This window comes from Sphaerospermopsis kisseleviana CS-549 (genome assembly GCF_028329225.1).
In the GTDB taxonomy this organism is placed as follows: domain Bacteria; phylum Cyanobacteriota; class Cyanobacteriia; order Cyanobacteriales; family Nostocaceae; genus Sphaerospermopsis; species Sphaerospermopsis kisseleviana.
Genome location: NZ_JAQMTI010000164.1, coordinates 1 through 13122, shown reverse-complemented (window position 1 = coordinate 13122; position 13122 = coordinate 1). Strand labels below are relative to the sequence as shown.

General features: G+C 37.3%; 10 protein-coding genes and 1 pseudogene. 5 read left to right on the top strand and 6 right to left on the bottom strand.

The features are described 5' to 3' along the window. Positions 1 to 236 precede the first annotated feature (236 nt). Both PN497_RS13725 and PN497_RS13720 read right to left on the bottom strand, forming a co-directional pair. On the bottom strand, positions 237 to 2888 hold the full coding sequence (locus PN497_RS13725) for a hybrid sensor histidine kinase/response regulator (RefSeq protein WP_272110408.1): 2652 nt from the start codon (positions 2886 to 2888) through the stop codon (positions 237 to 239). Between the two features lie 319 nt (positions 2889 to 3207). Then, positions 3208 to 3468, bottom strand: coding sequence for an adenylate/guanylate cyclase domain-containing protein (locus tag PN497_RS13720; protein ID WP_272110411.1), 261 nt, complete (start codon positions 3466 to 3468; stop codon positions 3208 to 3210). A gap of 314 nt (positions 3469 to 3782) precedes the next feature. Here PN497_RS13720 and PN497_RS13715 point away from each other — a divergent pair, with 314 nt between their 5' ends. Together PN497_RS13715 and PN497_RS13710 are read left to right on the top strand one after the other, a co-directional pair. Further along, positions 3783 to 5399 carry a DEAD/DEAH box helicase family protein gene (locus PN497_RS13715; protein ID WP_096571814.1) on the top strand — a complete coding sequence of 539 codons (1617 nt, stop codon included), beginning with the start codon at positions 3783 to 3785 and terminating at the stop codon, positions 5397 to 5399. Then, the gene (locus PN497_RS13710) at positions 5329 to 6549 is read left to right on the top strand and encodes a DUF790 family protein (protein ID WP_096571815.1); all 1221 of its coding nucleotides are present in this window, start codon (positions 5329 to 5331) and stop codon (positions 6547 to 6549) included. Before PN497_RS13715 ends, PN497_RS13710 begins: the two co-directional genes overlap by 71 nt. Before the next feature lie 131 nt (positions 6550 to 6680). Here the strand turns inward: PN497_RS13710 and PN497_RS13705 are convergent, their stop codons facing one another. Together PN497_RS13705 and PN497_RS13700 are read right to left on the bottom strand one after the other, a co-directional pair. Continuing rightward, complete coding sequence (locus tag PN497_RS13705; protein WP_096571816.1) at positions 6681 to 7691, bottom strand: RpnC/YadD family protein; 1011 nt, start codon at positions 7689 to 7691, stop codon at positions 6681 to 6683. 40 nt (positions 7692 to 7731) lie between these two features. Then, positions 7732 to 8469 carry a Uma2 family endonuclease gene (locus PN497_RS13700; RefSeq protein ID WP_096571817.1) on the bottom strand — a complete coding sequence of 246 codons (738 nt, stop codon included), beginning with the start codon at positions 8467 to 8469 and terminating at the stop codon, positions 7732 to 7734. Between the two features lie 226 nt (positions 8470 to 8695). Here PN497_RS13700 and PN497_RS13695 point away from each other — a divergent pair, with 226 nt between their 5' ends. The 3 genes from PN497_RS13695 to PN497_RS13685 all read left to right on the top strand — a co-directional run bounded on the left by PN497_RS13695 (position 8696) and on the right by PN497_RS13685 (position 11894). Further along, a complete protein-coding gene (locus PN497_RS13695) occupies positions 8696 to 9034 on the top strand; it encodes a hypothetical protein (protein WP_272110405.1) in 339 nt (112 codons plus the stop codon). Positions 9035 to 9185: 151 nt separating this feature from the next. Beyond that, entirely contained in the window at positions 9186 to 10529 is a 1344-nt protein-coding gene (locus tag PN497_RS13690; RefSeq protein WP_096571819.1) for a histidine phosphatase family protein, read from the top strand. A 108-nt stretch (positions 10530 to 10637) separates the two neighbouring features. Further along, a complete protein-coding gene (locus tag PN497_RS13685) occupies positions 10638 to 11894 on the top strand; it encodes a dihydroorotase (RefSeq protein ID WP_272110402.1) in 1257 nt (418 codons plus the stop codon). A gap of 26 nt (positions 11895 to 11920) precedes the next feature. Here PN497_RS13685 and PN497_RS13680 read toward each other — a convergent pair. Next, a pseudogene (locus tag PN497_RS13680) lies at positions 11921 to 12115 on the bottom strand (Txe/YoeB family addiction module toxin); the annotation flags it as partial. A 244-nt stretch (positions 12116 to 12359) separates the two neighbouring features. Then, positions 12360 to 12989: a 4Fe-4S single cluster domain-containing protein gene (locus PN497_RS13675; protein ID WP_096571820.1), complete on the bottom strand. Its 630-nt coding sequence runs from the start codon at positions 12987 to 12989 to the stop codon at positions 12360 to 12362. Positions 12990 to 13122 lie beyond the last annotated feature (133 nt).

Here is a 13122-nt window from a genome sequence, read left to right as displayed (position 1 = left end):
TTCAGGTGGAAAATCAGGAAATCAGTGCAGGATTTTTCAGGGGTATACTCCTAAAAGCGTGCATTTTCCGGGTGAAATTTCAAAGAATTGGTTACTAACAGATCACCCAAACTCTTGCCTATTCCCTATTCCCTATTCCCTATTCCCTGCCTTAACGAAGAGACTTTTTCAGCAAACCCTACTTACTTAACCAATTACCCATTATCAATTATCAATTACCAATTATCAATTATCAATTATCCTGTTCTTCCCGCTAAATTAGCAACCACCGCTGCTAATTCTCCAGGATTCACTGGTTTAGGAATATGTAATTGAAAACCTGCTAATAAAGCTTGGGTCCGGTCTTCTGATCTAGCATAAGCTGTTAATGCCACTGCGGGAATTTTCCCTCCTTCATTACTAGGAAGACTTCTGACTTTACGAATTAATGTATAGCCATCTTCTTCTGGCATTCCAATGTCACTAATTAATATATCTGGATGGAATTGTGATAAAGCTGTCGTTGCTTCTTGAGTAGAGGCAACAGCAGTCACTTGAGCGCCATATTGTCCTAAAATTGTAGTTAGTAAATTCCTTGTATCTGCTTCATCATCCACTACCAAAACTCGCACATTTTCCAAGATTGATAATTGGTAATTCACAGATTCGCTATTTGTGAGAAATGGTTGTGATTTGGGTGTATCATCTTCATTAATCACGGCTTTCATTGGTAAATTGACAATGAAAGTTGCACCTTGTTCTAGTCCTGGACTGGTAGCGAAAACTGTACCTCCGTGCAGTTCTACTAAATGCCGGACTATAGCTAATCCTAATCCTAATCCACCATGCGATCGCGTAGTTGAACTATCAGCTTGACAAAAACGCTCAAATACATGAGGTAGAAATTCGGTAGCAATTCCCGCACCATTATCACTGACTTGAATCTGCACACGGGACTTAATGCGCTGTATTTTTACCTCCACTTTTCCCCCCTTGGGTGTAAATTTTACAGCATTGGAAAGCAAATTCCAAACTATTTGTTGCAAGCGGTTAGCATCACCTATCACTACTCCCACGGCTGGATCAAATTCCGACTCAATGCAAATATGTTTAGCATCCGCAGCAGGACGCACTGTGTCTATTGCTGCTTCTATTACTGGTACGATTTCCACTGGGGACATATTTAGACGCAGTTTACCACGAATAATCCGAGAAACATCTAATACATCTTCAATTAACTGAGCTAAAGACCGACTATTGCGATCAATTGTTTCCAATGCTCTAGCAGTGGTAGCTTCATCAAATTTACGGCTTCTGAGCAACTGTGTCCATCCTAACATGGCATTGAGGGGGGTGCGGAGTTCGTGGGATAGTGTGGCTAAAAATTCATCTTTGATGCGGTTAGCTGCTTCTGCTTCAGTTATTGCTGCTTTTTCTCGCGCTAGTATTTGTTCTCGTTCTTGTTCTGCTTGCTTACGTTCTGTAATATCAATCATAAACCCATGTATCTGTTTTGGTCCATCTTTACTCCGCACCACATTCACAATGTCATATAACCAAACCACTCTGCCATCTGCGGCTAACATTCTATATTCAAATTCGTAATTTTCCTCGGTTTGTGAACTCATCAGGCAATACTTAACTGCCCACTCTTTGTCTTCAGGATGGATATGTTCTTCCCAAAAATTATCACTGTAACAATCAGTTAATGAATAACCGAGTATTTCTTCTGTTTGCAGACCAATGTATGTAAAATTTCCAGTTTTAGGATCTGCTTCCCAAGGAATGACGCGCACTTTTTCTGTTAATTTGCGGAATTTTTCTTCGCTTTGTTTGAGAGCCTTTTCAGCTTGCTTTTGTTCTGTAATATCTCTAATGAGGGCAACAAATCCTTCTACTTTTCCTTGCTGATTGAATTGGGGAATATAAGTAACGCTGGTATCATGAATTGTACCATTTTGATGCAAGAGTTTCGTTTCATAAGTGACTTGATTTCCAGATAATACTGTTTTTACATAAGGAACAATTTTTTTATAAACTGACTCTCCTAAGATTTCTTTTATGTGTTTTCCATAAATTTCAGCAATAGGTATACCAAACCATTCTTCATATCTTTTATTATTAAAACGATAACGCTGTTGAGCATCTACATAGGAAATCTGTACTGGTAAAGAATCGGTAATCAAGCGCAGTTGTTCTTCCTGTTTTCTCAGGGAATCTTCTGCTTTTTTGCGCTCGCTCACATCAACAACAAAACCAATTACTTGATCTGAATTATCTTCTAATAAAGCTAAACCAAGTAAAACATTAACCAGACTACCATCTTTGCGGATATATTGTTTTTCAAAAGGTTGACAAACTCCTTGGTCTCTCAGTTCCACTATTGAGCGATCGCTTTTTTCCAGATATTCTGGAGGTGTCATTTTTCGGCAGTTTATTCTTCCTGCTAGTAGTTCTTCTCGTGTATAACCTACCATGTTTAAAAAGGCATCATTCGCTTCTAAAATACCGCCTTGCATATCGGTTATAATCACTCCAATGATGTTGGCATCTTTTAACCTGCGAAATCTCGCTTCACTCGCTGCTAGGTGTTTAAAACTTATTTCTAATTTCTGTTTAGAAGTACGTAATTCTGAGTTTAGCCAACTGATCAACATTGTCACTAGCGTAAACAATCTTAACTTAATGATACTGTCTGGACTCTCAACAGAAAATGAAAATCGGGGATCGATAAAAAAGTAGCTCACAGTTATGACAGACAAAACAGTAGCTAATAATCCAGGCTTAATGCCACCATACCAGTTACTCACTGCTATAGCCGCAAAAAATATCAGAAAGATAGAGCGATCTAAAAATGGCTCTAACAGGAATGTTAATACCAAGGCGATACCAACACATAAAATGGACACAGAATAGTTTGATAGAAGAGAAATTTTTCCTTTCAATTTAGCATCTCCTCTGGTGCTGCAAGCTACTTGCAGTCATGAAATTTGTGAGCGACAGGAATATAGCTCCAGACCTATTATGCAACAGGACAATACAAAGCTTACATTTCTGGAATAGGAATCTACCTAAAGTAGTAAAAATCAATGCAAACAAACCTTTTCTAGTATAGTATACTTTCTCTGATTTAAATTATATTGTTAGCGGTGCTGATAGCAACAGAAATTATTGATTTAGGACTTACGTAAGATGTGACTGAAAACCTTATTCTTGCGTAGGGGTAATTCATGAATTACCCCTACTTTCGTTCCCTTTTGCGTAAGTCCCGTTATTAAATTTTGCTCCTAGACGGATACGAAATGATTGATTTTGTTCTTCGTTAAACTTAGCTACAGCCTGTTGCATATCTAAAGCCATATTTGCTATGGACATAGTATGATCACTGCGATGATTAGGTAATCCAGCAACTGTCATGTAAGCATCACCAATAGTTTTGATTTTTTTGACTCCATGCAGTTCGGCTAATTCATCAAATAAGCAGAATATTTCGTTAATAAATAAATGCTATTTTCTACATACAAATATAAAGGATGCTTAATTAAATTTAAATTTATTCAGCAAGCCCTACTTAAAGAAAAAATTGTTCCTATCCAACTCTTGAAACTGTCACCGTGGCGTAGCACCTGTCACCTGTCACTGGTCCTTCACAGATAACTTTTTCAGCAACCCCTATTAGACCTGTCCGATATTTCGGAAGTTAACAGCGCCTCTAGTTGGTTTATACCAAAATTTCTTTTGGGAATCATGCACTTTTTGGGTTATGAGTAATTAAAGATGAATGAGTTGGGAGAAAACCTAACATGGGTCGCAACCCCACTTTAACTTTTGATCGTGGTACGTTAATTTTACATCCTCCTCCACGCTGCAAAGCTTGGATAGATTTTGCTACCTGGGATGATAGAATTGAAAAATTCCGCATTCCCGCGATTAGATACCGTTGTTTAGTCGAAGCTCTGCAAGCAGAAGATACTTTTTTTATTGATGAGGCTAAGGAATTTTCTGCTTTGGAGTTAGTCGCTAGTTTAGAAATGACTCCCTATCCCCACCAAAATGAGGCTTTAGCGGCTTGGAAGTTGGCAGGTAGACAGGGTGTGGTGGTGCTACCCACGGCAGCGGGTAAGACTTATTTGGCACAAATGGCCATGGAAGCAACACCCCGCACTACTTTAATTGTTGTTCCAACTTTGGATTTAATGCACCAGTGGTATGCACACCTAAAAGCGGCTTTTCCTGATATGGAGTTAGGTTTGTTGGGTGGTGGTTCACGGGATAGAACACCTATTTTAGTGGCAACTTATGATAGTGCGGCTATTCATGCGGAAAGTTTGGGTAATAAATATGCGCTGATTATTTTTGATGAATGTCATCATTTACCCACAGATTTTAATCGAGTGATTGCGGAATATGCGATCGCACCTTATCGTTTAGGACTTTCTGCTACACCAGAACGCACCGATGGCAAACACGCTGATTTAAATATTCTCATCGGTAGAGAAGTTTATCGGCAGCGTGCTGAAGATTTGGCAGGTAAGGCTTTAGCAGAACATCAAGTTATACAGATAAAAGTCAAATTATCTCAACTTGAAAGAGAAAAATATAATCAGTTAATTCAAACTCGGAATGATTTTTTAAAGCAATCTCGCATTTCTTTGGGCAGTTTGCAAGGTTGGCAAACTTTTGTCCAAATGAGTGCGCGATCGCAAAATGGACGCAGAGCAATGTTAGCACATCGTCAAGCTAAAGAAATCGCTCTGGGGACTGATGGGAAGTTAAGAATTCTTGCTGATTTATTAGCTGAACATTACCCCTCTAGAGTGTTGATTTTTACGGCTGATAATGCTACGGTTTACCGTATTTCTGGTGAGTTGTTAATTCCTGCTATTACTCATCAAACTCCTGTGAAAGAACGGCATGAAATTTTAACTAAGTTTAAGGAGGGTATTTATAATACTTTGGTGGCTTCTCATGTTTTAAATGAGGGTGTTGATGTTCCTTCTGCTTCTATAGCAATTATTCTTTCTGGGACTGGTTCTGCAAGGGAATATATCCAGCGTTTGGGTCGGGTTTTACGTAAGGGAAATATGGAAAATAAACAGGCGATTTTATATGAAGTTGTGGCGGAGGATACGAGTGAGGAGGGTACTTCGGCTAGAAGACGAGGTTTAAGAGGGAATGAACCGCAAAGTACGCAAAGTACGCAAAGTCAGGAGGAGAAGAAAGAGGATAAGAAGAAGGATAGAAGGGGTAATTTAAGGGTTGTTTATGGGGGTGGTAAGGAAAGAGAAAATCAAAGGGATTTGCGGGCGGCTGAACAGTTGGAAATTAATTATTCTCTTAATAAGAAAAATGTTGACAACGGAGTTATTGATTCATCGTCAAAATGGGGAGGAAATTATCCCGAAGAGACTGAAACTTGATGATAAACATTTGGGTTTAGCTAGTGATTTAATTCAGTTTTTTCAGGATGCTGTGAGGAAGTCTCAAGGGGTTCTTGAACGTCAATTGGCTGATTTTGAAGGTGATACTACTGATTATCGAATGAAGCGCGGTTTGGCTTATATTCTGAAAAGTAGTTTCTGCACTTTTGAGGTTGTTAGTCCTCTTGAACCTGCTATGTTAAGAGAACGGGTGTTTTCTCTGGCTGCAAAATCTGTTTCTAGTCGGGAAAATACAGAGGTAATTTTAACTAAAATTTCTGATGATTTAAGTCGGGAATTACAACGGGAAGTTTTACCTGTTCATGTTCATGAAGGTCTTTATGCTGATTTATCGGAAAATAAAATTTTAACCTCTTTTGATGCTCCTAAACCTGAAGATTTATTACATCGTTATAATTTGTCTCAGGTACAAGGTGTGTTTTATAAAGCTACTCATTTGGTGTTAAATGCTCATCGCAATGTACCAGGAGAATATAAGTTATTGTTCCGTTATTTGAAGTTGTTTCAATTAATGGCTTATATTGAAGGTGATGCGGATCATGGTTTTACTATTAGTATTGATGGTCCGACAAGTTTGTTTAGTCCTAGTACCCGTTATGGTTTGGCGATCGCTAAATTAATTCCTGCTTTACTTCATGTGACAAAATGGAGTTTATCCGCAACTTTACAAACACGAGATTTTTATACTAATGAATGGAAAACTGGCAGGTTTACACTCAATTCTGAATGTGGTTTAGTCTCTCACTATCCTCAAGGTAAGCCTTATGATAGTATGTTAGAACAATCTTTTGCTGATAAATGGGATAATTTAAAAAGTGGTTGGATTTTAGAACGGGAAGTTGATTTAATTCCTATTCCTGGAAGTGTGATGATTCCCGATTTTCGGCTGGTACATCCTGATGGTAGAACTTTTTTATTAGAAATTGTCGGTTATTGGCGACCAGAATATTTACAAAAGAAATTTTCTCAAGTACGCCGTGCTAATTGTGATAATTTAATATTAGCTATTTCGGAAAGATTGAATTTAGAAAAAGCAGGTGTAAAATTAGATAATGTCCCTGCTAGAATTGTTTGGTTTAAAGAAAAATTATTACCCAAAGCAGTTTTAGCGGTAATGGGTGATGGGTGATGGGTGATGGGTAATTGGTAATTGGTAATTGGTAATTGGTAATTAGTAATAACACCCAGATCCCCGACTTCTGCGTTCAAGTCACAATTTATTGACAGGATAATAAAAGGAAATTGGGGATCTGATGACTCTTAATTATTACTGCTCAAATTCTCATTAATTAACTGTTGAAATTCCTCTAAAGAATTGATGCTAATGCTGGGTAAAAGTAAGGTTTCTAATACAGACATATCATCAATTTGATTGATAGATTTGACGAGATCATCTGGTAAAATATCAAAACGATTTTGCAGAATTTTGATAATATCTTGTTTGCGTGTTTCTTTTGCTCCTATTTGCTGACCAATTTGTTGCCCAATTTGTTGCCCAATTTGTTGACCAATTTGTTGACCTCTTTCTAGTGCCATTTCTTCTATTGTGCTTAAAAAAGGCATATTGCGCTCCTTTTCGTATTGATTAAGTTTATTTTTAAATTCCAGTTCTAGTTGTGTTGGTAAAGTCATCATTTTATCAAGGAACTTACCTAAATTAATGATATCAAATTTAGTTAAGCCCCTTTCATACAAACTTCTGACTAAATTCCATTTCCATTGTTCTCTTTGGGTTAAATTGCTAGTAGTAGCTTTGGTTTTTAAATGCGCCATGACTACTGTAGCAAAAACATTATCACTAGCTTCTAATTCCTCCCACTGATAATCTAAGAGTTTCACGTTACTGAAAGTCATTTTAACTTGGCTTTCTCCCATGCCGTATTCATAAGAATTGGGTCGCCAAGTTTTACTCTCATCTCCTAGTATAGCTAAACTGATGACGGGTTTATGATATAAATCAAAGGCGCGATAGTTATAGATAAACATTCGCTGGGAAAATTCTTTATCATATTGGCTTTGAACTTCAATATGAATCAAAATCCAAACTTCTTGGTTATCTAGTAACCAAACCTTATACAATTTATCAGCATAGCGTTTTTCTGTTTGGGAAGATGCTGTAATTTGCTCTAATTCTTTATCGAGGGAAATGGGGGTTTTTTGCCAATTAATTTGTTGATGAAGATGGGGGTAAAAGAAAGATACAAAAGATTCAAAGTATTCTGATATTGCTTCTTTCCATGTTTCGTCATAATTAGCGGTAGTTTCATTCATTCAAGCACCTGGGAAAAATCTATTACTTACTAAGTATTTACTAAATATTAGGATCTATACCATGAGAACGTAATATTTCTTCTAAACGTTGCGATCGCAATCTTTCAAATTCAGCTTTTTTCCTTTCAAATTCAGCCCTTTGTCTTTCAAATTCTGCCCGTTCCCTTTCCTGTTGCAGTAGTTCTTCTGCTGTTAAATATCTCTTTCGTTGTTCATCATACCAATATAACCATTCTCTGGTAATTCCTTGATATTTTCCTTCTTCTCTACCTATTCCTAAATTCAATTCTGATAACCATACTGCTTCACCTGGCAATAATTGATATTTGCCATTTTCTAATTTATAAACCTCTAACCTTTGTTTCCTTTTTCTTAATGGGTTATAAATCACATAATATAAAATTCCTAATTCTGCATATTCTTGTTTCTTCTGGGTATATTCTCCCCTTCTAGTTTGAGATACTACTTCTAACACCATGATTGGTAGTTTTTGTTCTTCCCATAACACATAGGATAAACGTAAATCTGAGTCAATAATTCTCGGTACACCAATACTTAGAAATCCATCTGGTACTATTGCTGGTTTATCTGGATCATAATATATTCCCATATCTACGCCAAAAAACCAATCCATTCTTTCTGACCAAATTAAGGCGAGTATGGTTTTTAGTAACCCTGGTATTAAGTCTTGTAATTCGTTATCCACTGGTGTATCGTCTGAATCTGGTAAGTCTTCAGCAGAAGGTAAACATTGCCGAGTATCATATTTTAATAACATATCTTCTCAAACCAATCAATGTTTCTTTTTTACAATATAACATATATAATACATCAAGAATCATTGAATGCAGATAAACACAGATAAAGATGAATAATTAATTCAATGTCCAAAATATAAAATTTTCCTTAATTTTAAATTATATGTAATTAGCATTACAAATCTATCTGGGGCATGATTTATAATTATCCCCAGTTAGAATATTTTTATGAAAAAACTCAAAATCATGAAAACTAAAATTTCTGTCATTTTAACAATTGTAGCGGCTGTTTTTGGTGTGAATAGTGCCGTTTATGCACAATCAACTGAGCAAGTTAATCAAGGAAATTTTACTTTAAAAAGTGATTCTTTAGTTGATGTTAATGATCGTCGTGCAGAAAATGATTTTAGCAGATTTTTTAATCAACAAAATAATCAAGGTACGGAAAATAATACTTCTGAAGAATTGCCCTTGAGTGAATCAATCACAATTCCTGCTACTCTTATTTTTCTGCAACCAGCAAATCAAAATTTGAATGAAAATGATGGTTTGCAACTACAGTTAGATTTAAGTGATAAACAATAGGAATAATTGGTAATTGGTAATTGGTAATTGGTAAAAACTATCAACTGTCACCTGTCACCTGTCACCTGTCACCTAATTTCTGACTCCCAAAAGATAATTTGGCAACATTTTGCAGTAAAATTAATCCTTTGGAGAGAAGAGGTTTTTTTTAATGACTCGTGTCATCATTGTGCGTCATGGTCAAAGTACCTATAATATTGAAAGACGTATCCAAGGACGTACTGATGCGTCAAATTTAACGGAAAAAGGTCAAGACGATGCTAGGAAAACGGGTAAAGCTCTGAGTAATATAGCATTTAAGGCTATTTACACCAGTCCCCTGAACCGCGCTAAAACAACAGCAGAAATTATTTGCAGTGAGTTAGTGGAAAAGTTTGGGGAAATACAAGTTTCCGAAAATTTAGTAGAAGTAGACTTACCGTTATGGGCGGGAATGTTATCTGTTGATGTCAAAGAGAAATTCCCTGATGATTATAGTATATGGAAAAAACGTCCCCATGAATTGCGGATGATGATTAATGACGCAGATGGGACAAGAGAACATTTTCCAGTTTTAGCTTTATACGCACAAGCACAGCAGTTTTGGCAAGAAATTTTACCCCGTCATCAAGGGGAAACTATTCTTATAGTTGGACATAATGGTATTAACCGAGCTTTAATTAGTACAGCTTTGGGTATTCCTCCTAGTGGTTATCATGGACTACAACAGTCTAACTGTAACATTAGTGTGTTAAATTTTGCTGGTGGTTTGGGTGAACCTGTGCAGTTAGAATCAATGAATCAAACGCAACACCTGGGAGATACTTTACCGAGTTTACGCCCCAATCATCAAGGATTTAGGTTATTATTAGTACGTCACGGCGAAACCGAATGGAATCGTCAAGGTAAGTTTCAAGGGCAAATTGATGTACCTTTGAATGATAATGGCAGATCCCAAGCGGGAAAAGCTGGGGAGTTTCTCAAAGATGTGACATTTGATTTTGCTTTTAGTAGCACTATGGCACGTCCCAAAGAAACCGCCGAAATTATTCTTAAACACCATGAGGATATTCAGTTGCAGTTATTGGACGGTTTAAGAGAAATTAGTCACGGAACCTGGGAAGGTAAATTTGAATCAGAAATAGAACAGCAATTTCCCGGAGAGTTGGAACGTTGGCGCACTGTTCCGGCTGAAGTGCAAATGCCAGAAGGGGAAAATTTACAACAGGTACATGAACGCAGTGTAGCGGCTTGGCAGTCAATATTAGCAACTGCTGAGAAAAATCAGTTACAAACGGGCTTAGTGGTTGCCCACGATGCGACTAATAAAACTTTGCTTTGTCATATTCTAGGATTATCACTGGAAAATTTCTGGAATTTCCGTCAAGGTAATGGGGCTGTGAGTGTCATTGATTACCCTAATGGTGCGAGTGGTTCACCTGTGCTACAGGCAATGAATATTACTGGTCATTTAAGTGGTGGTGTGTTAGATAAGACAGCCGCAGGAGCATTATAATTGCGCTGATTAGCATATCTGGGGCGGGCAAGATGCCCACCCCACATTATATTCTTCCCTAATCACCAACTACCAATTAGAACAGATATTTTAAGTATTAAAACAGACATGATAAATGAACTTCTACAACAAGTAAGGGTAATTGATCCGGTTTCGGAAACTGACCAAATAGCCGATGTATTAATTGTTGAGGGTGAAATTAAAGCGATCGCTCCCCAAATTTCCGATATTAGCGCCGATACTGTTATTAAAGATTGTCGGGGTTTAGTTGTAGGTACTGGTTTAGTTGATTTATATAGTCATTCCAGCGAACCAGGGTTTGAAGAAAGAGAAACTTTGGTTTCTTTGTTGCAAGCTGCATCTGCTGGTGGTTTTACGAGGGTAACAGTATTACCGGACACAAATCCAGCTATTGATAATCCCGCTTTAGTGGCACAGTTACAGCAAAAAAGAGTAGAGAAAGGTTCACCCCATCTTCAGGTTTGGGGGGGAATGACTTTAGATTTAGCTGGTAAACAGTTAACTGAGTTTGCGGATTTAGTTACTACTGGGGTTGTGGGTTTTACGGATGGGAAACCTTGGGAAAATTTGGGTATAGTCAGACGGGTTTTAGAATATCTGCAACCTTTTGGTAAAGTTGTGGCGTTTTCTCCCTGCGATCGCTCTTTGTCTTTAAATGGTACAATCCGAGAAGGTGCGGAGGCGTTACGTATCGGTTTACCCCCTGTTCCTCCTAGTGCGGAAACAAGTGCGATCGCTGCTTTATTGGAATTAGTCGCGGAAATTAGGACACCTGTACATATTATGCGGGTTTCTACTTCCCGGAGTGTGGAATTAATTGCTACAGCAAAGCTGCAAGGTTTACCAGTGACAGCTAGTACCACTTGGATGCACCTATTATTAAACACCGCAGATATTAAGAGTTATCATACTAGCTTGCATTTAGAACCACCTTTAGGTAATGCTACTGATGTTAAAGCTTTGCGTGCTGGTGTGCGTGGAGGTGTAATAGATGCGATCGCTATTGATCATGCAGCGTTCACCTATGAAGAGAAAGTACAAGCTTTTGCAGAGTCCCCAGCGGGGGCAATTGGTTTAGAATTAGCATTACCATTATTGTGGCAAAATCTGGTAGAAACTGGAGAATTTACAGCTTTAGAATTATGGCGAGTTTTGAGTAATAAAGCCGCAGCTTGTTTACAACAAGAAATGAAAGCGATTAAACCCGGTGAAAAAGCAGAATTGACATTATTTGATCCTGAAAAAATCTGGACAGTAAATAGACAAAATCTTTGTTCACTTGCTGATAATACACCTTGGTTTGGCAAAGAAATTAAAGGTCGGGTTGTACAAACTTGGTGTTAATTTCATTTATCAGTTATTAGTTTTCATCAGTCATAATGATATTTACAGGACAGAATAATCAATACATCTTCTTCAACTTTGTAAACTAACCTATGTTCATCTGTAATTCGTCGTGACCAATAACCTTGTAATTCATATTTTAGAGGTTCTGGTTTACCTATACCAGAAAATGGTTCTCTTTGGATATCTTTAATTAGTTCTAGGATTTTCTTAAAAACTTCTGATAAAGTCAGATGTAGTAATTTTATTGTAACTTGCTTTGAGGCAGTTTGGCAATGAATTAGGTAGTGGGAGTTTCATTATTATATTCATAGATGTCCTAAAAACGTTAAGCATTCAGCCGTCAGCTATCAGCAGTCAGCAATAAAGAAGAAAACTATCAATAATAGGCTGGAAATTGATCTCATTAACTCAGTATCTCTCTGACTGAAAAATAGCTGATTACTGATAGCTGAATGCTTACGATTAGGTTAATTCTAACCAACCTTGATAACCGGTCACAATGCGATCGCCATCTTTGAGAATATGAACTTCTATTTGATCACTCGCCCAACTAATTTGATCTTTAAATTCTGGGTTAAAAACATGAACTTTTTGATTTCTGGAAGAAACCGGAGACAAAGGAGAATTAATAGCTAAAGACTGGACAAAAGGACCATCTATTAAAATATCTAATTCTGCTAATAATTCCTGAGAACCAGGAGGTGCAGATTCAGATTGTAATTCTTTTAAAGTAAAACCAGTAAAAGCCATCACATTTAAACCAGCGGCTTTAACTTTATGTGCTAAACTAGCTAATGCGGAAGCTTGCCAAAATGGTTCTCCACCAGAAAAAGTTACACCTGTATTATGGGGGTTTTTAATAATATCTTCCGCTAGTTTATCAATCGCAACTAATTGATTTATTTCAAATTCCCAAGATGCGGGATTAAAACAACCTTCACACTCACGCGGACAACCTTGCACCCAAACCACAGCGCGACAACCAGGACCATTCACTTCTGATTTATCAACATAACCCATGATGTTAAGATAACCATCGGGAATTTGTTTCAGTGCTGATAAGATTTCTGTTGTTGTTTTTGTTGTTACCATCTTTATTTAACTCGTGAAAAATACAACTGTAAGCAAGTAGGTAATAGGTAATAGGTAATAGGTAATAGGTAATAGGAAAAAATAAAATTGATTACCCAGTCACCAGTCCCCAGTCACCAGTCCCCAGTCACCA